The following is a 25726-nucleotide window of genomic DNA, read 5'->3' on the forward strand; positions in this document are numbered from 1 at the left end:
AACCCCTCAAATGTTGGATTTTTACCCTTCCGCGGGGCTTGGGAAAGACGCGTTCGCGCAGGCATCGCCGCAGGTCCGGCTCGGGAAGAGGGTGCGAATACTACCTAGGCGCATCACGATCAGGTACCTGACCTGCGAAAACTCTTCTCGGCGTGTGGCACGCATGGTAAACTAGCGGTTGGGAAAGGGGATAGTCCACATGGTTTTTGAGGTTGGCGAAACAGTTGTTTACCCTCACCACGGTGCCGCGAAGATCGAAGAGATCAAGATGCGGACCATCAAAGGCGAAGAGAAGATGTATCTCAAGCTGAAGGTGGCACAGGGTGATCTGACCATAGAAGTACCGGCTGAAAACGTCGACCTCGTTGGGGTTCGGGACGTAGTAGGCAAAGAGGGACTGGAGCATGTCTTTGATGTGCTTCGTGCCGAGCTTACTGAAGAACCCACCAACTGGTCGCGGCGTTATAAGGCGAACCTGGAGAAGCTTGCGTCGGGTGACGTGGTGAAGGTTGCAGAGGTTGTTCGCGACCTCTGGCGCCGCGACCACGACCGCGGCCTTTCTGCAGGCGAAAAGCGGATGCTCGCGAAAGCCCGCCAGATTCTGATTTCAGAATTGGCACTGGCTGAAAAGACAGACGAGGACCAGGCCGCAGTTGTCTTGGACAAGGTTCTGGCGAGCTAAGCAGACAGCGTTGCAGTAAAACGGTGTTCCACTAGCTACACGTATTACGGCACGCTGCCGGTCCCGGTTGGGGCCGGCATTTTGTCTTTAAGCACCGCCCACGCGCAGCCTGCCTTCGCCCCTCGCGGCTCTGTCCGGAGGCCCGCCAGTGGTGCCCCGCCGCCGGGGCACTAGGCTGAAGGGGTGTCTTCAACAGTTTCCCGCGAACAGCGCATCGGTATCATCCTCGTAGCCGGCGGCTCCGGCCAGCGGCTGGGATACGGCATACCCAAGGCGCAGGTCCCGCTGGCCGGCGCTCCGCTGCTCTCCCACGCCCTGCGCGGGATAGCCGCTTCCGGTATTGCCTCGGCCGTCAGCGTTGCCGTTCCCGCCGGCGACACGGTGATGCGCGGCCTGTGCGGGGAAGCAGGTCTCACGGTCCCCCTTACAGTGGTCGACGGCGGCTCCACCCGGGCCGATTCCGTCCGCGCCGCGCTGGACGTCCTGCCCGCAGACCTCGACGCGATCCTGGTCCACGACGCAGCCCGGGCGTTGGCTCCGCCGCAGGTCTTCCGGCGGGTGGCTGATGCCCTGGCCGCCGGAGCCGGCGCGGTCATTCCCGCCGTCGCCGTCACGGATACAGTCAAAACCACTGCCGGGACCGAACCAGCCGAGGGCGGAATCGCAGCGCTGCGGGTCACCGGGACTCCGGACCGTTCCTCCCTGCGGGCCGTGCAGACGCCCCAGGGCTTTGACGCCGCGCTGTTGCGCCGCGCACATGAAGCAGCCCGCGGTTTTGATCCGGAGCGGGCCGCCGCAGTCACCGACGATGCCATGCTGGCCGAATCCCTCGGCGAGACCGTATATGTCGTGGATGGCTCCGAACTCTCATTGAAGATCACCACGCCGTTGGACCTGCTGCTTGCCGAAGCGGTGCTCGCCCGCGAATCCCACCTCCAGGAGAACTGACCCATGCCAGCAGTGAATCTTCCCCGTACCGGCATCGGCGTCGATGTGCACGCCTTTGCCTCCGACGACGCTCCCCGCCCGCTGTGGGTCGCCGGGATGCTGTGGGAGGGTGAACGCGGCCTGGCCGGCCACTCCGACGGTGATCCGGTGGCACACGCCGCCGCCGACGCCCTGTTCTCCGCCGCCGGCCTGGGCGACCTGGGTGCGCACTTCGGCACTGACCGGCCCGAATATGCCGGCGCCTCAGGCACCACCCTGCTGACAGAAGCGGCGAGGATCGTCCGCGCCGCCGGATTCGAGATCGGCAACGTGGCAGTACAGCTCATCGGCAACCGGCCCAAGTTCGCTCCCCGCCGCACCGAAGCCGAAGCCATCCTCAGCGGGGCCGCCGGAGCCCCGGTCAGTGTCTCGGCCACCACCACCGACGCCCTGGGCTTCACCGGCCGCGGCGAGGGAATCGCCGCGGTGGCAACCGCCGTCGTCGTGCAGGTCGAGGGCACCCTGCGTCCGTAGAAGGCCCGGCATGGTCCGGAAGGCGCGGTAGCCTAGAGCGGTGAGCTTGAGATTCTATGACACCGCAACTGCGCAGGTCCGCGATTTCGTCCCCCTCAAGGAGGGCGAGGTGAGCCTGTACTACTGCGGCGCCACCGTGCAGGGCGCACCGCACGTGGGCCATATCCGGTCCGCCATCGCCTTCGACCAGCTCACCCGCTGGCTGCAGTTCCGCGGCTTCCGCGTCACCACGGTCCGCAACGTCACCGACATCGACGACAAGATCCTGGCGAAGTCAGCTGACTCCATGGGGGCCGCAGCGTCGGTCGACGTCGTCCCGGACGAACCCTGGTGGGCACTGGCGTACCGCTTCGAGCAGGAATTCGCCAAGGCCTATGACACGCTCGGCGTCCAGCGGCCCACCTACGAACCCCGCGCTACCGGCCACATCCCGGAAATGCACGCGCTCATCGGCCGCCTGATCGACGCCGGCCATGCCTACCCCGCCCTGGACGACTCAGGCGACGTCTACTTCGACGTCCGGTCCTGGAACAAGTACGGATCGCTGACCCGGCAGAACATCGACGACATGCAGGCAGCGCCCGACGCCGGTCCCCGCGGCAAGCGCGATCCGCGCGACTTCGCGCTGTGGAAGGGCCACAAGGCCGGCGAGCCCGAAACCGCCGCCTGGGACAGCCCCTGGGGCAAGGGCCGGCCCGGCTGGCACCTGGAGTGCTCGGCCATGGTCACCAAATACCTCGGCCCGCAGTTCGACATCCACGGCGGCGGCCTGGACCTTCGCTTCCCGCACCACGAAAACGAAATGGCCCAGTCACAGGCGGCCGGAGACGGTTTCGCCAACTTCTGGATGCACAACGGCATGGTCACCTTCGAAGGCGAGAAGATGTCCAAGTCGATCGGCAACACGGTGAGCCCCGCTCAGATGCTGGCCGAGGCGTCGCCGCGGGTGGTGCGCTATTACCTGGGGCAGGCCCACTACCGCTCGGTCCTGGACTACCGCCCGACGTCGCTGCAGGAAGCGGCGGCCGCCGTCGAGCGGATCGACACGTTCATCGAGAAGGCGCAGGGGAAGCTCTACGGCAACGGCCAGCGCGGACTTGCCGTGGCGCCAACCCTGTTCATGCCCGAGGCCTTCGGCGAAGCGATGGATGATGACCTGAACGTACCGCAGGCCCTCGCGGTGCTGCATGAAACCGTCCGCGCCGGCAACACCGCGCTGGCCGCGGGCAACGAAAAGGGAGCCCGGGAGGCCTTGGAAGCTGTGCTGGCCATGACCGGTGTCCTGGGCCTCGATGCCGTGCAGCAGCCGGCACGCAGCGGCGGACCGGAACACCAGGCGCTGGACAGCCTGATTCAGGACCAACTGCAGCAGCGTCTCGACGCCCGCGCCGCCAAGGACTGGGCGCGCGCAGACGCCATCCGGGACGCCCTGGCGGCGGCCGGTATTGCCGTGGAAGACACTCCGGAGGGGGCCCGCTGGAGCCTGGTCCAGGGCTGAACCGTCCGCCGGGACGAACCAGGGGATCGTCCGGATTTTAGCTTTGGGAGTACACTCCCGGACGTGTAACGCGGTGGCCCGCGAGCCTGCGTAAACTAGAAGTAATGCTTTCTTCTAGGTTTAAGGTGTAATCGATGGCCAACAACGGACGTCCCGGCGCAATGCGTAAAGCCAAAAAGGGCCCCAGCGGGGGCACCGGTGGATTGGGCCGCAAGGCTCTTGAGGGCAAGGGACCCACGCCCAAAGCCGCAGACCGCCCCTACCACAAGGCGTATAAGAACAAGCAGCTGGCCGAGCGTTCGGCCGCCAAGCGCGGCGGCGACACCCGCGCCGCCGGCGGCCGCAGCGGTACCAACGTCCGCGGCAAGGTGGCTGAGGAAGTCGTCACCGGCCGCAACTCGGTGGTTGAGGCGCTGCGCGCCGGCATCCCCGCCAAGGCCCTGCACATCGCGGTCCGCATCGACATGGATGACCGTGTCCGTGAATCCCTGAAGATGGCTGCGGACCGCGGCCTTCCGGTCATGGAGACGCACAAGCCCGAGCTGGACCGCATGACCAACGAGGCCGTGCACCAGGGCCTGGTCCTGCAGATCCCGCCGTACGAATACGCGGACCCCATGGACCTCGCACAGGAAACCATCGAAGCCTGGAAAAAGGGCCACATCCGCAACGCCCCGCTGTTCGTGGCGCTGGATGGCATCACCGACCCCCGCAACCTGGGTGCGATCATCCGCTCCGCTTCCGCGTTCAGCGCGCACGGCGTCATCGTGCCGGAACGCCGCGCCGTCGGCATGACCGCCTCGGCCTGGAAAACCAGCGCCGGAGCAGCTGTCCGCGTGCCGGTTGCCCGCGCCGGCAACCTGAACAGTGCGTTGAAGGCCTTCAAGAAGATGGGCATCTTCGTTCTCGGCCTGGACGGCGACGGCGATGTGTCGCTGCCGGACATCGTCCTGGCCAAGGACCCGGTCTGCATCGTCGTCGGTTCCGAGGGCAAGGGCCTGTCCCGCCTCGTCCGTGAAAACTGCGACCAGATCGTCTCCATCCCGATTGACTCGGCCATGGAATCCCTGAACGCCTCCATGGCGGTAGGCATCAGCCTGTACGAGATTTCACGGCAGCGTTCCGCCTGACCCCAGGCGGAGTGATCCGAGAGGCAGCATGGCAGACCTGAATAGCATTGCGCAGGGCCAGGCCGCCGCACGGCGGGTGTCCCGGCCCTTCCCCCTGGGCGTCTGGAATTCCATTCCGGGCGTTCCTGAAGTGCCGGGAACCGCCAACGTATCGGTCGACGCCCCGGGGCTGTCCGGAGTGGAAATCCACTTCGAAACCGCCCCGGGTGTCTGGGCTTCGGAACCCCTCAGCGAGTCCGCAGCAGGGATCCACCATGGGCGGGTGTCCGGACTGGGCTACGGCAGCCGGTACGGCTTCTGGCCTCTCGGGAAGGAACTGCCGGGGGAGCCGGGCAGCTTTCAGCTGCTGCTGGATCCCTACGGGCGGGGCATCGACGAGGCGCCCGGCGCCGACGGCGGGGCGCCGCTTTTCTTCTCCGTGCACGTTGACCCGAGCTATGACTGGGGACAGTCGCGGCGGCCGCGCATCCCCTGGCGGGATACGGTCATCTACGAGGCCCACGTCCGCGGACAGACACTGCTCCACCCCGGCATCCCCGAAGAACTGCGCGGAACGTACGCCGGCATGGCTCATCCGGTCATGGTGGAGTACCTTCAGGACCTGGGCATCACCTCCGTGGAGCTGCTCCCGGTGCAGTTCCACGCCGACGAAGAGCACCTCCGGCAACTGGGCCTGACCAACTACTGGGGCTACAACACCCTCGGTTTCTTCGCCCCGCAGGTCTCCTACGCCACCAAGGAAGCGCAGGCCGCCGGGCCGAAGGCCGTTCAGGACGAGTTCAAGGACATGGTCCGCTCCCTGCACGATGCCGGCCTCGAGGTTCTCCTGGACGTGGTCTACAACCACACCGCCGAAGGCACCAAGGACCGGCCGGCGCTGTGCTGGCGGGGCCTGGGCGAGGAACAGTACTACCGCCACGACGGCGAAGGCCGCTATCTGGACACCACAGGCTGCGGCAACACCCTCGATTTCAGCCAGCCCCGGGTCATCCAGATGGCCGTGGACTCCCTGCGCTACTGGGTCTCCGAATACCACGTGGACGGTTTCAGGTTCGATCTGGCTCCGGCCCTCTGCCGCGGCGCCGACGGGCATTTCGACAGCCGGCACCCCTTCCTGATGGCAGTGGCCGGAGATCCGGTGCTGGCCGGCAGCAAACTTATCGCCGAACCATGGGACATTGGCCCCGGCGGCTGGCAGACCGGGAACTTCCCGCCGGGCTGGGCGGACTGGAATGACCGGTTCAGGGACACCGTGCGGGATTTCTGGCTGCGGGACCAGGCAGCCCTCGCGGCGGGAGGCACCGGAGGTTCCGTTGCCCGGCTCGCCGCGTCACTGGCAGGCTCCGCAGACCTCTTCGCCGGCTCCGGCCGCACGTCGCTGGCCTCCATCAACCTGGTCACGGCGCACGACGGCTTTACCCTCGCAGACCTCACGGCCTATGACCACAAGCACAACGAGGCCAACGCGGAGGACAACCGGGACGGCAGCAATGAAAACCGCAGCTACAACCACGGCGTGGAAGGCCCCACCGCAGACGAACAGGTAGCTGCCCGACGGGCACAGAGCGCCCGCAACCTGATGACTACACTGCTGATGTCGCTGGGCGTGCCAATGATCACCGCTGGAGATGAGCTGGGGCGGACCCAGCACGGAAACAACAACGCCTACTGCCAGGACACACCCCTTGCCTGGCTCGACTGGCATCTGGATGCCGACGGGCTTCGGATGCTCGAGACCACCCGGACGCTGCTGCGGCTGCGCCGCGATTTTCTCGCTTCCCAGCCGTACCGGTATCCGGCCGAGCCGCGGGAAGCGTCGCTCCTGTGGTTCGACGCCGAGGGCCAGCCCATGACCCCGGAGAAGTGGGAGGACCCGGGCTGCCGCGTATTGCAGCTGCTGGCCGGCTCCTCCTTCAGCGGCCTGAAAGGACTGCTGGTCCTTAACGGAACCCTTGAGGACACCGAGGTGAAGCTGCCTGATGCGCAGACACTGCGTGCCTCCGGCATGGATGGCGAGCACCACCAGGTGTACCAACTGATGCTGAGCACCGCCGCTGAGCCGGCTGAGCGGACCGGTAGCAGGACCCGCGGCGGGGAGAAGGACATTCTCCCCGCCAACTCGATCAGCCTGTACCGCGCCTAGGCGTTGGCCACCAGGCCGAGTTCGGCCTTGGACGCCAGCCCGGAGTGCACCGGAATGACACGCACCGTGTAGCCAAACGGCCCGGCGTTCTCTATGCCGATGGTGCCGGAGAACAGGTGCCGCCCCGACCCGAGGTCCTCCACATGGGCGAGGCCGGCCGTCCGGGGATCGCGGAGCTGGTCGTTTTCCATCGCCTTGCCGTAGGCCACTTCCACGCTGACGTCCTCGGGCCGCAGAGAGCCCAGGGATACGTAGGCCTGCACGGTGAGCTCGTCGCCGATCTGCGGATCATCCGTGATGCCGATCGAATCGACGTGTTCCACTGAAACAGCGGAGAATCCATCGCGGATCCGCGTGATCCACGCGGCCAAATCCCTCGCTGCCGCATAGCCGTCAGCGGAGGCCGCCCGGCCGGACTCGCCGGCGGGCCGGTAAAGCCGGTTCACGTACTCGCGCAGCATCCGGTTCGCGGAGACCGCCGGACCCAGGTCGGCCAGCGTGTGCTTCACCATTTCCAGCCATTCATGGGGCAGGGAATGAGCAGGCACGTCCGAGGGGCCGGCAGCACCGGCCTCGGCCGGAGGTTCCTTCCCGTAGAACAGGGGAGCGACCGACTTTTCCAACAGGTCGTACAGGGCAGCGGCTTCCAGGTCATCGCGCTGGTCGGGGTTGAAAACCTCCCGGGTGTGGGCGCCCTGGCTCGGGTTGGCGGAGGGGATGGCCCAGCCGTTGTCGCCGTCGTACATTTCATCCCACCAGCCGTCGAGGACGGACAGGTTCAGCCCGCCGTTGATAGCCGACTTCATGCCGGACGTGCCGGACGCTTCCAGCGGCCGCAGCGGGTTGTTCAGCCACACGTCGCAGCCCGGGAACAGGGTCCGGGCCATGGCGATGTCGTAGTTGGGCAGGAACACGATCCGGTGCCGCACTGCGGGGTCGTCGGTGAACCGGACCAGGTCCTGGATCAGTTTCTTGCCCTGCTCATCGGCCGGATGGGATTTTCCAGCCACCACCACCTGGATGGGATGGGTGGGGTGCAGCAGCAGGGCTTTCAACCGGGCCGGATCCCGCAGCATCAGGGTCAGCCGCTTGTAGGTAGGGACCCGGCGGGCAAAACCGATGGTCAGGATGTCCGGATCCAGCACGTTGTCGGTCCAGGCCAACTCGGGGTCCGTGGCGCCGCGCTTGCGCCAGGCAGAGCGCACCCGGCGGCGGACGTCGACAATCAGGTTCGAGCGCAGGCGGCGGCGGAGATCCCAGAGGTCCTGGTCGGCGATCTCATACGCACGGCCCCAGTCGCGGTCATGCACCGTCTCGACGCCGAACTTCTCCCTGGCCAGCTTGGTGAGTTCCGGATCCACCCAGGTCGGAACGTGCACCCCGTTGGTCACCGAGGTGATCGGAATTTCGGAGACATCGAACCCCGGCCACAGGCCCGAGAACATTTGACGCGAGACTTCGCCGTGAAGTTTGGCCACGCCGTTGGCACGCTGCGCCAGGCGCAGTCCCATCACGGCCATGTTGAACTTGCCGGGGTCGCCGCCGTCGTACGTTTCGGCGCCCAGCCCGAGGACCTTGTCCGTGGGCACGGACTGCGCGAGCCCGGCGCTTAAAAAGTGCCGGATCTGTGACTGGTCAAAGCGGTCGATGCCGGCGGGCACCGGGGTATGGGTGGTGAACACGGTGTTGGAGCGGGTGGCTGCCAGCGCTTCTTCCCACCCCATGCCGGTGTCCATCAGCTCCCGGATGCGCTCGATGCCCTGGAACCCGGCATGGCCTTCATTGGTATGGAAGACCTCGGGGCCGGCGGCACCGGTGAGCCGCTCGTACACGCGCAGTGCCTTGACCCCGCCCATGCCCAGCAGCAGCTCCTGCTGCAGACGGTGGTCTCCGCCGCCGCCATACAGCCGGTCGGTGATGCCGCGGGCGGCGTCGTCGTTACCGGTGACATCGGAGTCCAGCAGCAACAGCGGAACGCGTCCGACGTCGGCGCGCCAGATCTGCGCCAGCAGGCGCCTGTTGTTCGGCAGCGGGAGGCTGACCCGCGCCGGCGTCCCGTCCTGCTCACGCAGCAGGGTCAGCGGCAGGCCGTTGGGATCCAGGACCGGATACGTTTCCAGTTGCCAGCCGTCCCGGGAGAGGGCCTGCTTGAAGTAGCCGGCCTGGTACAGGAGCCCCACGGCCACCAGCGGGACACCCAGATCCGATGCCGCCTTGAGATGGTCGCCGGCCAGGATCCCCAGGCCGCCGGAGTACTGCGGCAGCACGGCACTGATGCCGTATTCGGGGGAGAAATAGGCCACGGACCGCGGCGCGTCCTCCCCCAGGGACTGATACCAGCGGGGGCCGGCGAGGTAGTCCTCAAGATCGGCGCCAAGCGCACCAATCCGCTCCACGAGCCCGGTGTCCTGCGCCATGCGCTCCAAACTGGCGCGGCTGACGGAGCCAAGGAACTTCACCGGGTCATGGCCGCTGGCCTGCCACGCGGCAGGATCAAGGTCTGCGAACAACCGCGTGGTTGGCTCATGCCAGGACCACCGCAGGTTGGAAGCGAGTTTGCTCAACGGGGCAATACTCTCGGGGAGGACTGTTCGGACGGTAAACCTTCGAATTGCCTTCACCCCGGTTACGCTAGCGCAAAGCCCGTCCATATTGTGCTGCATGAACCAAAGAATCCACGAAATGCCACGAACTCTTGCGCACCGTCGCCGAGCTCGCGGAAATGGACGAAAACCGGACCCGGCCTGCATAAACAAACAGGGAAAGTACGTTGCCTTAGCATTCTGCCCCGATTGTCGCTAACGTCTAGTACGTGACCAGTTCCAGTGCGACGCCATCTAATGACCTGCCCGCCGCCGGACTCCGGTTCGGCCGGATTCCCATCACCAATGTGACCCCTGTCGTGGAATGCGGCCGGATCCCGGCCAAAGCCATCCCGGGCGAAGACATCGTGGTCGGAGCCACCGTTTTCCGCGAGGGACACGACCTCGTGGGAGTCAGCGCTGTCCTCTATGACCCGGAAGGGCGTGAGGCCCAGCGGATCCGCATGCACCCCGTCGGGATCGGGCTGGACCGCTGGGGAGGGGCGCTGCGGCCCGAAAGCACCGGAAACTGGAGCTTCGCCGTCGAAGGCTGGGCTGACGTATACGGCACCTGGCACCACAACGCCGAGGTCAAGATCGGCGCCGGCGTGGACGTGGAGCTGATGCTCGCCGAAGGTGCGGCACTCTTTACCGCAGCGGCAGAGCAGCGCAGCGCGGACCAGGGACCCAATGCCGGCGACGCCGCGGTGTTCACCGCGGCGGCCAAGGTGCTCGCCGATACCGGCCTGCCCGTAGACGAGCGGCTGGCGGCGGCAGGATCCGACGCCGTCCTCGCCGCCGTCGGCCGGGAACCGCTCCGCGACCTGGTGACCAGCAGCCCGCGCTACCCGATCCATGTCGAACGCGTCCTGGCCGGACGCGGCGCCTGGTACGAATTCTTCCCACGCTCCGAAGGCGCCATCCAAGACCCCGCCACCCTCGAATGGACGTCCGGAACGTTCCGGACCGCAGCGCGCAGCCTGGAGCGGGTTGCCGGCATGGGTTTCGATGTCATCTACCTGCCGCCGGTCCATCCCATCGGCACCACGCACCGCAAGGGACCGAACAACACCCTGGTCGCCGGCCCGCAGGATCCCGGCTCGCCCTGGGCCATTGGATCCGCGGAGGGCGGACACGACGCGATCCACCCTGACCTGGGCACCTTCGAGGACTTCGATGCCTTTGTGCACGCTGCCCGCGACCTTGACCTTGAAGTAGCCATCGACCTGGCGCTGCAGGCCTCACCGGACCACCCCTGGGTGAAGAGCCACCCGGAATGGTTCACCACCCGGGTGGACGGGTCCATTGCCTACGCCGAGAACCCGCCGAAGAAATACCAGGACATCTACCCGCTGAATTTCGACAACGACTTCAAGGGACTCTCCGAAGAGGTCCTGCGGATCGTGCTGATGTGGGTGAGCCACGGGGTGAAGATCTTCCGCGTGGACAACCCGCATACCAAGCCCCTGATGTTCTGGGAATGGCTGATCCGGACGGTCAACGCCCGGCACCCCGAGGTCATCTTCCTGGCCGAGGCGTTCACCCGGCCGCCCATGATGCATGCCTTGGGGATGGCCGGCTTCCAGCAGTCCTACACCTACTTCACCTGGCGCAACACCCGGAAGGAACTGGAGGAGTACTTCACCGAGGTCTCCGCCGAGACGGCGGCCTTCTTCCGCCCGAACTTCTTCGTGAACACACCGGATATCCTCACCGAGTTCCTGCAGTACGGCGGCCCCGGAGCGTTCAAGATCCGTGCCGTGCTGGCCTCCACCGCCAGCCCGCTGTGGGGAATGTACGCCGGCTATGAGCTCTTCGAACACGTGGCCCGACCCGGTGCCGAGGAGTACATCGACAATGAGAAGTTCGAGTACAAGCAGCGGGATTTCGCCGGCGCCATAGCCGAGGGCCGCAGCCTGGTTCCCTTTATTACCCGGCTGAACGATATCCGCCGGTTCCATCCGGCGCTCGGGGAGCTGCAGAACCTGACCGTGCATTCCAGCACCGACGAGGCCACCGTGGTCTACTCCAAGCACAAGCAGGTTGATCCGGGGGACCCGTCGAGTAAGGACACGCTGATCATCGTGGTCAACACCGACCCGCACAGCGCCCGGGAATGCACTGTCTCCCTGGACCTGGCCGCCCTGCACCTGAACCCCGAGGACTTCAACGAGGACGGCACGTTCTGGGTGGATGACCTCATCAGCGGCCAGAGCTGGCGCTGGGGTGCCCACAACTACGTCCGGCTTGACGCCCATTTTGAGCCTGCCCACATTCTGTCAATCCGGAGGAACTCCTAGTGCCCAACCCGTTTCAGCTGCACGCACCCGGTCTCACCAATGACCCGCACTGGTACCGCAAGGCCGTGTTCTACGAAGTGCTGGTCCGCGGCTTTTCGGACGCCAACGGGGACGGCTCCGGCGACTTCACAGGCCTGATCGACAAGCTCGACTACCTGCAGTGGCTCGGTGTCGACTGCCTCTGGCTGCCGCCGTTCTTCAAGTCTCCGCTGCGCGACGGCGGCTACGACATCTCCGACTACTACGACGTCCTGGACGAGTTCGGCACCATCAGCGACTTCAAGCGGCTGGTGGCCGAGGCGCACGCCCGCGGGGTCCGCGTCATCATCGACCTGCCGCTGAACCACACCTCCGACAAGCACCCGTGGTTTGAGGAATCCCGCAGCGATCCGGACGGGCCCTACGGCGACTTTTACGTCTGGTCCGATACGGACCAGAAGTACGAAGACGCCCGGATCATCTTCGTGGACACCGAAGAATCCAACTGGGCCTTCGACCCGGTGCGGCGCCAGTTCTACTGGCACCGGTTCTTCAGCCACCAGCCCGACCTGAACTTCGAGAACCCCAAGGTCGTCGAGGCCATTTTCGACGTCGTCCGCTTCTGGCTGGACCAGGGCATCGACGGCTTCCGCGCCGACGCCATCCCGTACCTGTTCGAAGAAGACGGCACAAACTGCGAAAACCTGCCCTCGACGCACCGGTTCCTCAAGGACCTGCGCACCATGGTGGACGAGAACTATCCCGGCCGCGTGATCGTGGCCGAGGCGAACCAGATGCCGCATGAAGTCGTGGAGTACTTCGGCGACGAAACGGGAGCGGAATGCCATATGGCGTTCCATTTCCCGATCATGCCCCGCCTGTTCTACGCCCTGCGCGACCAGAAGGCCGCCCCCATCGTGCAGACGATGGAGGAGACACCCGCGATTCCCGCCGGCGCCCAATGGGGCACCTTCCTGCGCAACCATGACGAGCTGACGCTGGAAATGGTGACAAACGAGGAACGCCAGGCGATGCTCGGCTGGTACGCACCTGATTCGCGGATGCGGGCCAACATCGGCATCCGCCGCCGGCTGGCGCCGCTGCTGGACAATTCCCGGTCCGAGATCGAGCTCATCCACGCGCTCCTGCTCTCGCTGCCGGGCAGTCCGTTCCTGTACTACGGCGACGAACTGGGCATGGGGGACAACATCTGGCTCGAGGACCGCGATTCCTCCCGAACCCCCATGCAGTGGAACCCGGACCGCAACGCCGGCTTCTCCACCGCGGACCCGGGCAAGCTCTACCTGCCCGTCGTCCAGTCGCTGGTCTACCACTACAACCACGTGAACGTGGAGGCGCAGCTGGCCAGCTCCAGCTCGCTGCTGCACTGGATCCGGCAGATGATCATGGTCCGCCGTGCCCACCCCTCGTTTGGGTTGGGCGGGTACCGGAATGTTCCCACTGAGGCCGAATCGGTCCTGGCCTTCCTGCGGGAGCTGCCGGCGGACAACCCCGAAGGCGAGGTCGGGGAGACCATGTTCTGCATCTTCAACCTGTCCCAGCACCCGGTCTCGGCCACCGTCAGCCTGCCGGAGTTCGCTGGCCGCGGACTGCGGGACACCTTCGGCGGAACCCCCTTCCCGGCCTTCGCCGCTGACGGCACCCTAACCCTCACCCTAGGCAGCCACGACTTTTACTGGCTGCGGTTGCGGTCAGCGAAATCCAATATGGCCTCGCCCCTGACCGAGGCAATCCCTGTGATCCCGATCTCGGAGGCCGCGAAGAAATGACCCTGCTGACGCCGTCCCTGCCCGAACTCCTGACCGCCTGGCTGCCGCAGCAGCGGTGGTTCCCTGCCAAGGGCCGTGACATCACGCTGGACCGGGTGGGCGGCGTCCGGCTGTCGGACCCGTCGGGCCTGGCGGAGCTGGAGGTCCACCTCATTGCGGTGGCTTCCGGCCAGCGCACCGACATCATCAGCGTGCCGGTCAGCTACCACGGTGCTGAAGTCCCCGAACTGGGTGCGGCGCTGCTGGGCAGGGTCCAGCACGAGGAGCTGGGTGAGCGCTGGCTGTACGACGGCGCCGCGGACCCGGTGTTCGTGACGGCCTGGCTGGAGATGATGCGCACATCGTCCTCGTCCCTTGACGGCCATACCCATGGTGTCGCCGTCGGCGGTTTTGACCAGTGGCCGCCCTTCGGTGCGACAGTTCCGGCGAAGCTGATGAAGGGGGAGCAGTCCAACACCTCGGTGGTGGTGCCCGTTGAGCCCAGCCAGCTGATCGTGAAGTTCTACCGGGTCCTGGCCGCGGGGGAAAGCCCCGACGTGCAGGTCAGCGCCAGCCTTACCGCTGCCGGATCCCGCGATGTGCCCGCCACCCTCGGCTGGGTCACCGGCAGCTGGCGGGATCCGGAGGCCGACGGCGATGGCAACGGCTGGGTGTCCGGACACCTGAGCGTGCTGCGGGAATTCATCCCCAACAGTGAAGACGCCTGGCGCACCGCCTCCGCGGCGGCGCTGGAAAACCGCGACTTTGCCGGCGAGGCCGAGGAACTGGGTGCAGTCACTGGCCGGATCCACCGGCAGCTTGAACAGGCCTTCGGCAGCCAGCCGCCCACTGCGGCGGAACGCGCCGAGTTCCTTGAGACGCTGGGCAACCGGATCCGCTGGGCATGGAAGGAAGCCCGCAGCTATGTCGGGGAGTTCGACGAGCCGCTGGAATACCTGCTGCGGCAAATCAGCAACCTGCAGACGCTGCCCGCCCTTCAACGCATCCATGCCGACTACCATCTGGGCCAGGTCCTGAAATCCGGAACCCACGGCTGGATGGTGCTGGACTTTGAAGGTGAGCCGCTGCGTCCGGCCGCCGAGCGCAGCGTCCCCGACGCTCCGCTGCGCGATGTGGTAGGCATGCTCCGCTCCATTGACTACGCGGCCGGTGTTGCGCTGGTGGAAGGCGGCGGCGACGCCGGCGAAGCAGCGCGCGCCTCCAAGGAACAGCAGCGCCGCAGCCTCGATGCCGCCCGGTGGGCGGCCTCGGCCTCGGAAGCATTCCTTCGGGGCTACGAGAAGGAAACCGGAACCCAGATCAACCGGAATGATCCGTTGTACCTGGCGTTGTGGCTCGACAAGGCCCTCTATGAAGTCGTTTACGAAATCCGCAACCGTCCCGAGTGGATCCGTGTACCCGTTGCCGCCGTTCGCCAGATCCTGGAACAGGCACGCAACCAGGAACACGGGACGAGCAGCCAGGAAGAGAACCCAGTGAACAAGACCCCCAAGCCCGAAACCGACGTGTCCAAGGGCTCCTCGCCGGAGCCGGCACTGCCCGCGGAGCCCCAGGGGGCTGCCACACCGGAAGCCGCGCTCCCCGCCCAGGCCTCTGCCGCCGTCGTGCCCGACGCCGGTGATATGGCGCCGGCGCCCGCCCACCGCGATCCGCTGCCCGTGTCCACCGACGTGCTGCAGGCCGTCTCGGAGGGCCGGTACCATCAGCCGCACGCCATCCTCGGCGCGCATGTTGACGACCAAGGCCTGGTCACCATCCGCACCCTGCGCCCGCTGGCCCAATCAGTGGTTGCGGTAACCCCTGCCGGACGGGTGGAGCTGGAGCACGAGTTCAACGGGATCTGGGTGGGCACCGTGCCCGCGGAACGTCCCGGGCAGGTGCCTGACTACCGGCTTGAAGTGACCTATGACGGAGCAGAGCCGCAGCTTTTTGATGATCCGTACCGGTTCCTGCCGTCACTGGGAGAAATCGACCTGCACCTGATTGGGGAAGGCCGGCACGAAAAGCTGTGGACCGTTCTGGGCGCCAACGTGCACCATTACAAGTCCATCCTCGGCGACGTCGACGGTGTCAGCTTTGCCGTCTGGGCTCCCAACGCGCAGGCCCTGCGGGTGATGGGTGACTTCAACGGCTGGAACGGCGCGCTCAACGCAATGCGTTCCCTGGGCGGCTCCGGCGTCTGGGAATTGTTCATCCCCGATGTGCAGCCCGGCGCCCGCTACAAATACCAGATTCTCGGCCGTGACGGGATCTGGCGGGACAAGGCCGACCCGTTGGCCCAGGGCACCGAGGTGCCGCCGCTGACCGGTTCCCGCGTCGTGGAGTCCACGTATTCCTTCCAGGACTCGGAGTGGATGGAAGCCCGCGCAGCCCGCGATCCGCACAATGCACCGATGAGTGTCTATGAAGTCCATCTGGGGTCCTGGCGGCTGGGGCTGGACTACCGTCAGCTGGCCGACCAGCTGACGGAATACGTGACTTGGCAGGGATTCACCCACGTGGAATTCATGCCGGTGGCCGAGCATCCCTTCGGCGGGTCCTGGGGCTACCAGATCACCTCCTACTTTGCGCCGACCTCCCGCTTCGGGCACCCGGATGATTTCCGCTACCTGGTCGATAAGCTGCACCAGGCCGGCATCGGAGTGATCCTGGACTGGGTTCCCGGACACTTCCCGAAGGATGAGTGGGCGCTGGCCAAGTTCGACGGCGAGAGCCTCTACGAGCACGGGGACCCGCTCCGCGGCGAGCAGCCCGACTGGGGCACCCTGATTTTTGACTACGGCCGCCGGGAAGTGCGCAATTTCCTGGTCGCCAACGCCATCTACTGGCTGGAGGAGTTCCACATCGACGGGCTCCGCGTGGACGCCGTGGCATCGATGCTCTACCTGGACTATTCACGGCCCGCTGACCAGTGGCGCCCGAATGTCTACGGCGGCCGCGAAAACCTGGAGGCCATTTCCTTCCTGCAGGAAGTCAACGCAACCGCCTACCGGCGCGTGCCCGGCATCGTGATGATCGCAGAGGAATCCACTGCGTTCCCCGGGGTCACCCAACCCACCAGCAGCGGCGGCCTCGGATTCGGCCTGAAGTGGAACATGGGCTGGATGCACGACACCCTCGAGTACATGGCCGAGGACCCGATCAACCGGATGTACCACCATGCCAAGCTCACGTTCTCCTTGGTCTACGCCTATACGGAGAATTTCCTGCTTCCGATCAGCCATGACGAGGTTGTGCACGGGAAGGGCTCCCTGCTGCGCAAGATGCCCGGGGACCGCTGGAAGCAGCTGGCCAACCTGCGCGCCTATCTGGCCTTCCAATGGGCCCACCCGGGCAAGCAGCTGATCTTCATGGGCACCGAGTTCGGCCAGGAAGCGGAATGGTCCGAGCAGTATGGCCTGGACTGGTACCTGACGGACACCCCGCAGCATAAGGGAGTGCAGCTGCTGGTCCGGCAGCTCAACGAGATCTACCGGAACACCCCGGCTCTCTTCGACCGGGACAACGAGCCGGCGGGATTCCAGTGGATCAACGAGAACGACGGCGCCCACAACACCCTGTCCTTTATCCGGTACGACCATCAGGGCAACCCGCTGGTCTGCATCGCCAATTTTGCCGGGACCCCACATGAGAACTTCCGGCTCGGTCTGCCGTGGGCGGGGGAGTGGATGGAAGCACTGAACACAGACGCTGCCGAGTTTGGCGGCTCCGGGGTCGGCAACCTGGGTGTGGTGACCGCTTCCGAAGGAGCCTGCAATGGACAGCCGGCGTTCGCCACGCTGACCGTTCCGCCACTGGGCGTGCTGTACCTGACGCCGAAGACGGCGTAGGCCGGACGTCCTCCCCGGCCCGATCCTTGCGGTTCCGGGCCGGGTCGGCGCGACCCTAAAAACCGTGCTAGAGTTAATACCCGCGCTGATCGAGGCAACGAGAACAGCTGAGCGTCACGAGGCCTAGGCTTCAACCGGTTCGCCGGATGGACGAGCAGCCGTTTTGACAGTCTCTGATCGGAGCGGTAAGATTGAAAAGTTGCTCCGGAGCGACGCAGAGCGGAAGATCCCTTGGATCTGAGCCTGCCGGTGCCGGAAGCAGTCTGTTGTTTGAGAACTCAATAGTGTGCCAAGTTTATTGATACCAATTTATTTTAATTGGTTGAACTGGTTCTTCCGCCCACCCCGTGGGTGGGAAGGACTTTTTTAGCTGGTTTCGAATTTAGTGCAGGACCGTGCAGCCAATTTTCCTTGGCTCCGGTGCTGTGTCTGTAACACATTTACGGAGAGTTTGATCCTGGCTCAGGATGAACGCTGGCGGCGTGCTTAACACATGCAAGTCGAACGATGACTTTTGTGCTTGCACAAAATGATTAGTGGCGAACGGGTGAGTAACACGTGAGTAACCTGCCCTTAACTTCGGGATAAGCCTGGGAAACCGGGTCTAATACCGGATACAACGGACCACCGCATGGCGGTCCGTGGAAAGCTTTATGCGGTTTTGGATGGACTCGCGGCCTATCAGCTAGTTGGTTGGGGTAATGGCCCACCAAGGCGACGACGGGTAGCCGGCCTGAGAGGGTGACCGGCCACACTGGGACTGAGACACGGCCCAGACTCCTACGGGAGGCAGCAGTGGGGAATATTGCACAATGGGCGAAAGCCTGATGCAGCGACGCCGCGTGAGGGACGAAGGCCTTCGGGTTGTAAACCTCTTTCAGTAGGGAAGAAGCGAAAGTGACGGTACCTGCAGAAGAAGCGCCGGCTAACTACGTGCCAGCAGCCGCGGTAATACGTAGGGCGCAAGCGTTATCCGGAATTATTGGGCGTAAAGAGCTCGTAGGCGGTTTGTCGCGTCTGCTGTGAAAGCCCGGGGCTCAACCCCGGGTCTGCAGTGGGTACGGGCAGACTAGAGTGATGTAGGGGAGACTGGAATTCCTGGTGTAGCGGTGAAATGCGCAGATATCAGGAGGAACACCGATGGCGAAGGCAGGTCTCTGGGCATTAACTGACGCTGAGGAGCGAAAGCATGGGGAGCGAACAGGATTAGATACCCTGGTAGTCCATGCCGTAAACGTTGGGCACTAGGTGTGGGGGACATTCCACGTTTTCCGCGCCGTAGCTAACGCATTAAGTGCCCCGCCTGGGGAGTACGGCCGCAAGGCTAAAACTCAAAGGAATTGACGGGGGCCCGCACAAGCGGCGGAGCATGCGGATTAATTCGATGCAACGCGAAGAACCTTACCAAGACTTGACATGAACCGGAAAGGCCTGGAAACAGGTCCCCCACTTGTGGCCGGTTTACAGGTGGTGCATGGTTGTCGTCAGCTCGTGTCGTGAGATGTTGGGTTAAGTCCCGCAACGAGCGCAACCCTCGTTCTATGTTGCCAGCGCGTTATGGCGGGGACTCATAGGAGACTGCCGGGGTCAACTCGGAGGAAGGTGGGGACGACGTCAAATCATCATGCCCCTTATGTCTTGGGCTTCACGCATGCTACAATGGCCGGTACAAAGGGTTGCGATACTGTGAGGTGGAGCTAATCCCAAAAAGCCGGTCTCAGTTCGGATTGAGGTCTGCAACTCGACCTCATGAAGTTGGAGTCGCTAGTAATCGCAGATCAGCAACGCTGCGGTGAATACGTTCCCGGGCCTTGTACACACCGCCCGTCAAGTCACGAAAGTTGGTAACACCCGAAGCCGGTGGCCTAACCCCTTGTGGGAGGGAGCCGTCGAAGGTGGGACCGGCGATTGGGACTAAGTCGTAACAAGGTAGCCGTACCGGAAGGTGCGGCTGGATCACCTCCTTTCTAAGGAGCACCTCAAGGTCTGCGTCCTTCCACAGTGTTGGATGTGGTTCTTGCAGGAGATGCCCATATCGGAGAATATGTTCTCCGGTGGGTGCTCAAGGGTGGAATATCAATAAGCAGGTGCCCGGCGTTGAGCCTGGCAGCATCAGTACGTTTCATCCTTCGGGGTGGGACTGGAAAACGCTGCCGGTGTCTCGAGTACCGGGTTTTTCCGTTTGGCACACTGTTGGGTCCTGAGACAACAGGACCGAAGAATTCAAGCCTTTACAGGTCTGGAGGGACACGGTTTCGTGTTGTTTCTGATTGTTCCTGCGCAGGTCCAAGACTTCCACGGTGAATACGTGGTGGTGGCGGGGTGTGACGGGGTTGTTGTTTGAGAACTACATAGTGGACGCGAGCATCTTAAATTATTAAGTGCAATTTCAGATAAACCTGGTGACCGGTTTTACCGGTTTCCATGGTTTTCTCGATAGCGATAATATATTGATCTTTGTGGTCAAGTTTTTAAGGGCACACGGTGGATGCCTTGGCATCAGGAGCCGAAGAAGGACGTAGGAATCTGCGATAAGCCTGGGGGAGTTGATAACCGAGCGTTGATCCCAGGATGTCCGAATGGGGAAACCCCGCCCGGCGCGCGAGTGACCGGGTGACCCGCATCTGAACACATAGGGTGCGTGGAGGGAACGTGGGGAAGTGAAACATCTCAGTACCCACAGGAAGAGAAAACAACAGTGATTCCGTTAGTAGTGGCGAGCGAACGCGGAAGAGGCTAAACCAGTGGTGTGTGATAGCCGGCGGGCGTTGCATCACTGGGGTTGCGGGACTTTCCGTACCGATTCTGCCGGATTGGTGAAGTGAGTGCAGATGCATAGGTGAACTGGTTTGAAAGCCAGGCCGTAGAGGGTGTTAGCCCCGTAACCGGAATGTATGCTGCCGCTTGGAGAGGATCCCAAGTAGCACGGGGCCCGAGAAATCCCGTGCGAATCTGCCAGGACCACCTGGTAAGCCTAAATACTCCCTGATGACCGATAGCGGACAAGTACCGTGAGGGAAAGGTGAAAAGTACCCCGGGAGGGGAGTGAAACAGTACCTGAAACCGTGTGCCTACAATCCGTTGGAGCAGGGCAGTGCCACTTGTGGTGCTGTGCTTGTGACAGCGTGCCTTTTGAAGAATGAGCCTGCGAGTTAGTGTTACGTCGCGAGGTTAACCCGTGAGGGGAAGCCGTAGCGAAAGCGAGTCTGAATAGGGCGATGCAGTGGCGTGATCTAGACCCGAAGCGGAGTGATCTACCCATGGCCAGGTTGAAGCGCGTGTAAGAGCGCGTGGAGGACCGAACCCACTTCAGTTGAAAATGGAGGGGATGAGCTGTGGGTAGGGGTGAAAGGCCAATCAAACTCCGTGATAGCTGGTTCTCCCCGAAATGCATTTAGGTGCAGCGTTGCGTGTTTCTTACCGGAGGTAGAGCTACTGGATGGCTAATGGGCCCTACAAGGTTACTGACGTCAGCCAAACTCCGAATGCCGGTAAGTCAGAGCGCAGCAGTGAGACTGTGGGGGATAAGCTTCATAGTCGAGAGGGAAACAGCCCAGACCACCAACTAAGGCCCCTAAGCGTGTGCTAAGTGGGAAAGGATGTGGAGTTGCGAAGACAACCAGGAGGTTGGCTTAGAAGCAGCCATCCTTGAAAGAGTGCGTAATAGCTCACTGGTCAAGTGATTCCGCGCCGACAATGTAGCGGGGCTCAAGTACACCGCCGAAGTTGTGGCATTCAAATATTAGCCAAGCGGATGGTTTATCCATTTTCGTTCAAGCGTTTGGATGGGTAGGGGAGCGTCGTGTGGGCAGTGAAGTCGCGGTGTAAACCAGCGGTGGAGCCTACACGAGTGAGAATGCAGGCATGAGTAGCGAAAGACGGGTGAGAAACCCGTCCGCCGAATGATCAAGGGTTCCAGGGTCAAGCTAATCTGCCCTGGGTAAGTCGGGACCTAAGGCGAGGCCGACAGGCGTAGTCGATGGACAACGGGTTGATATTCCCGTACCGGCGAAAAACCGCCAATACCAAGCGGGGGATACTAACCGCCCAATACCTGACCGGCCGCCCTTGTGGCGACCCGGTTTTTGGTGGAGCGCGGGACCTGATCCTGGGAGGTAAGCGTATTAACAGGTGTGACGCAGGAAGGTAGCCGGGCCGGGCGATGGTTGTCCTGGTCTAAGGATGTAGGGTCAGCGATAGGTAAATCCGTTGCTGTGTCTTTGATGACGATACCTGAGATCTGATGGGACCCACTTTGGTGGGAATCCGGTGATCCTATGCTGCCTAGAAAAGCATCGGCGCGAGGTTTTAGCCGCCCGTACCCCAAACCGACACAGGTGATCAGGTAGAGAATACTAAGGCGATCGAGAGAATTATGGTTAAGGAACTCGGCAAAATGCCCCCGTAACTTCGGGAGAAGGGGGGCCCCAACCTTGAAGGACACAAGCTGTCCGGAGGGGATCAGGGCCGCAGAGACCAGGGGGAAGCGACTGTTTACTAAAAACACAGGTCCGTGCGAAGTCGCAAGACGATGTATACGGACTGACTCCTGCCCGGTGCTGGAAGGTTAAGAGGACCGGTTAGCCCTTACGGGCGAAGCTGGGAATTTAAGCCCCAGTAAACGGCGGTGGTAACTATAACCATCCTAAGGTAGCGAAATTCCTTGTCGGGTAAGTTCCGACCTGCACGAATGGAGTAACGACTTCCCCGCTGTCTCAACCATAAACTCGGCGAAATTGCAGTACGAGTAAAGATGCTCGTTACGCGCAGCAGGACGGAAAGACCCCGAGACCTTTACTATAGTTTGGTATTGATATTCGGTGTGGCTTGTGTAGGATAGGTGGGAGACTGTGAGACCCGGACGCCAGTTCGGGTGGAGTCATCGTTGAAATACCACTCTGGTCATACTGGATATCTAACTTCGGCCCGTAATCCGGGTCAGGGACAGTGCCTGATGGGTAGTTTAACTGGGGCGGTTGCCTCCTAAAGAGTAACGGAGGCGCCCAAAGGTTCCCTCAGCCTGGTTGGCAATCAGGTGGCGAGTGTAAGTGCACAAGGGAGCTTGACTGTGAGAGAGACATCTCAAGCAGGGACGAAAGTCGGGACTAGTGATCCGGCGGTACATTGTGGAATGGCCGTCGCTCAACGGATAAAAGGTACCTCGGGGATAACAGGCTGATCTTGCCCAAGAGTCCATATCGACGGCATGGTTTGGCACCTCGATGTCGGCTCGTCGCATCCTGGGGCTGGAGTAGGTCCCAAGGGTTGGGCTGTTCGCCCATTAAAGCGGTACGCGAGCTGGGTTTAGAACGTCGTGAGACAGTTCGGTCCCTATCCGCTGCGCGCGCAGGAAATTTGAGAAGGGCTGTCCTTAGTACGAGAGGACCGGGACGGACGAACCTCTGGTGTGTCAGTTGTACTGCCAAGTGCACCGCTGATTAGCTACGTTCGGATGGGATAACCGCTGAAAGCATCTAAGCGGGAAGCCCGCTTCGAGATGAGATTTCCATACACCTTGTGTGTGAGAGGCCCCCAGCCAGACCACTGGGTTGATAGGCCGGATGTGGAAGCGGGGACTAAAGACCCGTGAAGCTGACCGGTACTAATAGGCCGATAACTTACACCACAACCTCACCTGGACGGACACGACTTCAAACGGTCCGTCAAAGTATAAAGGGTGTTGTTAGATCATGTGCTGCTTGCGTCCACTATGTGGTTCCCGGATAACAAACCCGTGTGGTTTGTCACCGTGGAACCGGTATCAATCGTCTCTTAACCGGGACGTGCGTGCCGTATAATTACAGTTATATATTGCATCGAAACACTACGCGTGTTTTTGTTGTGACCATTGATTTCCCCTCACCCTGGGGTTTGTTTGCCGGGGTGGTGTGGGTGGAAGGGTTACGGCGGTCATAGCGTGGGGGAAACGCCCGGTCCCATTCCGAACCCGGAAGCTAAGACCCACAGCGCCGATGGTACTGCATCCGGGAGGATGTGGGAGAGTAGGTCACCGCCGGACATATTTTATGTTCAGAGGCTGAGGTCCGTACCAGTGATGGTACGGACCTCAGCTGTTTAACGGCGCAAGTCCAGTTCGCCGAGACGGCAGAAGGTGCTGTTCCCGGGGCGGGGAAGAGTCTCGCGCCGGCGGTGGGCGCTGCTCGGCGGATCTTTGTTGGTCCTGGGATCAACGCGCCGGCCGACGGAAAGACCCCGTACCAGTGTTGGTACGGGGTCTTCCTGTTTAACCAGGGAATGTCAATAGCTAATTTGGTCTCTGCCCGGCTTCTACGAATATGGAGGTTTCGCCTACCTCCGGCCTCGGATTCCACATACTGTGCCTAGAACACAGGCCGAACTTGTTTCGGCATGGTCACTCGCGAGTCATCCTTAGGGATAGAAGCAGGAAGACCCTTATGAGCCATTATTACTTTCCTTCCGGCCCTCGGCGTCGGCCGGGGCCCGAGCGCCGGCTACGAAGGTCTCTTTTAGGCATGGCGGCCGCTGCAGCGCTGCTACTGGCACCGTTCGCGGCACCCGCGAATGCCTGGTGGGCGGATACGGACGCCCAAGCGGTAGCCGGCACCAATGCGGAAGTCGTGACTACCGAGCTTGGGCCCGCTCAAAGGGTACAGGCGTTCGTGGCTGATAATCCCACCCCTCCGGATCCCTTGACTCCGTATCCGGAGGAAAACCCAGTGGGAGTGCCAGTGACCGGCCGGTTCGCGGGCATCATTCTGACTGAGGATGCCGGTGGCGGGATCGGGCAGATGTACTGCATCGACACAGCGGTGGAAACCATGGTCGGCGTCGGCTACGTTCAGGGGGCCTGGGAGGAATCCAACGTAGCCAACCTCGGCTACGTGAATTACGTCCTAAACAATTACTATCCTGCGAATCCCGCAATGCCTGCGGACCTAAGCGCTAATCAGCAGGCTGCGGCGGTGCAGGGTGCGATCTGGTACTTTACCGACGGATACCTGGTCAATACTTCGGAGACGGTCATCAGAGACGCGGTCGAGGCGATCGTCGCCGACGCACAGGCCAACGGGCCCCTGGTAGAACCGCCCCCACCGAGTATCACTGTTACCCCACCGGTTGCTGCGGGTCCGGCGGGAGGCGTGGCGGGCCCGTTCACGGTCATGGCGGAAGGAGCCGCGGAGGTTACGCTTTCGGTGCCGACCGGATACACCATGTTTGCGGATGCTGCCGGGACCGTCCCTATCACGAACGGGAGCCCAGTCCCTACGGGGACCCAGATCTGGGTGGGCAGTCCGCCGGGATCAACGGCTCCGGGAGTCCTTAGCGCCCGGGCTACCGTCCCCGTCCAAACCGGCAACGTCTACGTCTACGACGGCGGCAATCCGGGCATGGAGAATGCGCAACCCCTCATCCTCGCCGCGAGCACGGTGTTGGAAGCTACTGCCGAGGCGACCGCGGAGTTCTTCGTGCCGGGAGACCTCGTGGTGAACAAAACCTTTGCCGGCGGAGCGGTTGGTAGTCAGGGTGCCACTACCCTCGTAGTCGACTGCGGCCCGGCGGGCGCCTTTGTTATCGAGATCCCTGCGGGGACAGCAACGCAGTTCAGTCAGACCGTGACCGATTTGCCGGTAGGAACGGTGTGCTCGGTAACGGAGGAAGGCACCGGGTCGACGGCGGAGGTAACCGTAACGCCCGTCCTCCCGGCCCCGGTGACGATCACTGAAGGGGAGAACATCCTGGAAATCAGGAACACGGTGGAATTCAACCCGGGCAGCCTTCTGGTAACCAAAACCATCAGCGGCTCCGGTGCCGGCCTTCAGGAAGAAATTGCGCTGCACATCCAGTGCGGTGATGGAATCATCGATGAGATCTTCGTGATCCCCGAGGGAGCCACTGCGGATACCTTTACCCAGCGGTACGAAGGTATTCCGGCTGGAGTGCTGTGTCGGGTCTCGGAGCCTGTGTCCGGAGCCAGCGAGGACGTGACTGTGGAAACCTCAGGAACTGGTGAAGTAACCATCATGCCGGGACAATCGCAGACCGTCGAGGTGGTCAACGTGTATGCACCTGTGCCGCCGCCGGAGGAGCCGCAGCCGCAGCCGCCCGCCGATCGGCAGCCGCCCGCCGACCGGCAGCCGTCCGCTGGGCAGCTGCCGAAGACCGGTGCCGGCTCCGCCACATACGGCCTCGCTATCGCGGGCGGCGGCGCATTGCTCGCCGGCTCGTCACTGGTCCTGGGGTCAACCCGCCGACGCCATGGCTAGGGTTTGATCAGCGGCGCTATATTGCCGGAGCCGGGCCTTCAAAGAGGTCCGGCTCCGGTACTTTCGGGGCGATTTGCGGCTGGGT

11 protein-coding genes and 3 rRNA genes are annotated in these 25726 nt (G+C 63.1%); 13 read left to right on the forward strand and 1 reads right to left on the reverse strand.

Annotated features, from left to right (window positions below; all coding sequences use genetic code 11):
* Positions 1 to 199 precede the first annotated feature (199 nt).
* The 6 genes from KKR91_RS02405 (at position 200) to glgX (ending at position 6914) form a co-directional block, all read left to right on the forward strand.
* Positions 200 to 682, forward strand: coding sequence for a CarD family transcriptional regulator (locus tag KKR91_RS02405; RefSeq protein WP_104055910.1), 483 nt, complete (start codon positions 200 to 202; stop codon positions 680 to 682).
* Positions 683 to 865: 183 nt separating this feature from the next.
* The gene (ispD, locus tag KKR91_RS02410; RefSeq protein ID WP_210231800.1) at positions 866 to 1630 is read left to right on the forward strand and encodes a 2-C-methyl-D-erythritol 4-phosphate cytidylyltransferase; all 765 of its coding nucleotides are present in this window, start codon (positions 866 to 868) and stop codon (positions 1628 to 1630) included.
* A gap of 3 nt (positions 1631 to 1633) precedes the next feature.
* On the forward strand, positions 1634 to 2143 hold the full coding sequence (gene ispF / locus KKR91_RS02415) for a 2-C-methyl-D-erythritol 2,4-cyclodiphosphate synthase (protein WP_210231799.1): 510 nt from the start codon (positions 1634 to 1636) through the stop codon (positions 2141 to 2143).
* A 40-nt stretch (positions 2144 to 2183) separates the two neighbouring features.
* Positions 2184 to 3641, forward strand: coding sequence for a cysteine--tRNA ligase (cysS, locus tag KKR91_RS02420; RefSeq protein ID WP_210231798.1), 1458 nt, complete (start codon positions 2184 to 2186; stop codon positions 3639 to 3641).
* A 134-nt stretch (positions 3642 to 3775) separates the two neighbouring features.
* Positions 3776 to 4771: a 23S rRNA (guanosine(2251)-2'-O)-methyltransferase RlmB gene (rlmB, locus tag KKR91_RS02425; RefSeq protein WP_210231797.1), complete on the forward strand. Its 996-nt coding sequence runs from the start codon at positions 3776 to 3778 to the stop codon at positions 4769 to 4771.
* A gap of 28 nt (positions 4772 to 4799) precedes the next feature.
* Complete coding sequence (gene glgX / locus KKR91_RS02430) at positions 4800 to 6914, forward strand: glycogen debranching protein GlgX (RefSeq protein WP_210231796.1); 2115 nt, start codon at positions 4800 to 4802, stop codon at positions 6912 to 6914.
* Here glgX and glgP read toward each other — a convergent pair.
* Positions 6911 to 9535 (reverse strand): alpha-glucan family phosphorylase, encoded by a 2625-nt coding sequence (gene glgP, locus KKR91_RS02435; RefSeq protein WP_210231795.1) that lies wholly within the window; start codon positions 9533 to 9535, stop codon positions 6911 to 6913. The genes glgX and glgP overlap by 4 nt on opposite strands.
* 191 nt (positions 9536 to 9726) lie before the next feature.
* Between glgP and KKR91_RS02440 the strand changes: the two genes are divergently transcribed.
* From KKR91_RS02440 to KKR91_RS02470, 7 genes are all read left to right on the forward strand, one after another.
* Positions 9727 to 11796 (forward strand): alpha-1,4-glucan--maltose-1-phosphate maltosyltransferase, encoded by a 2070-nt coding sequence (locus KKR91_RS02440; protein ID WP_237687456.1) that lies wholly within the window; start codon positions 9727 to 9729, stop codon positions 11794 to 11796.
* Entirely contained in the window at positions 11796 to 13565 is a 1770-nt protein-coding gene (gene treS / locus KKR91_RS02445) for a maltose alpha-D-glucosyltransferase (protein ID WP_210231794.1), read from the forward strand. The genes KKR91_RS02440 and treS overlap by 1 nt, the downstream gene beginning before the upstream one ends.
* A complete protein-coding gene (gene glgB / locus KKR91_RS02450; RefSeq protein WP_210231793.1) occupies positions 13562 to 17395 on the forward strand; it encodes a 1,4-alpha-glucan branching protein GlgB in 3834 nt (1277 codons plus the stop codon). Before treS ends, glgB begins: the two co-directional genes overlap by 4 nt.
* Before the next feature lie 439 nt (positions 17396 to 17834).
* A 16S ribosomal RNA gene (locus KKR91_RS02455) occupies positions 17835 to 19362 on the forward strand.
* Positions 19363 to 19856: 494 nt separating this feature from the next.
* Positions 19857 to 23022 (forward strand): 23S ribosomal RNA (locus KKR91_RS02460).
* 275 nt (positions 23023 to 23297) lie between these two features.
* Positions 23298 to 23414 (forward strand): 5S ribosomal RNA (rrf, locus tag KKR91_RS02465).
* The 16S, 23S and 5S rRNA genes sit together here, the layout of an rRNA operon.
* A 397-nt stretch (positions 23415 to 23811) precedes the next feature.
* Positions 23812 to 25641: a DUF5979 domain-containing protein gene (locus KKR91_RS02470; protein WP_210231846.1), complete on the forward strand. Its 1830-nt coding sequence runs from the start codon at positions 23812 to 23814 to the stop codon at positions 25639 to 25641.
* Positions 25642 to 25726: the final 85 nt, after the last annotated feature.

This window comes from Arthrobacter jiangjiafuii, from assembly GCF_018622995.1.
Classification (GTDB): domain Bacteria; phylum Actinomycetota; class Actinomycetes; order Actinomycetales; family Micrococcaceae; genus Arthrobacter_B; species Arthrobacter_B jiangjiafuii.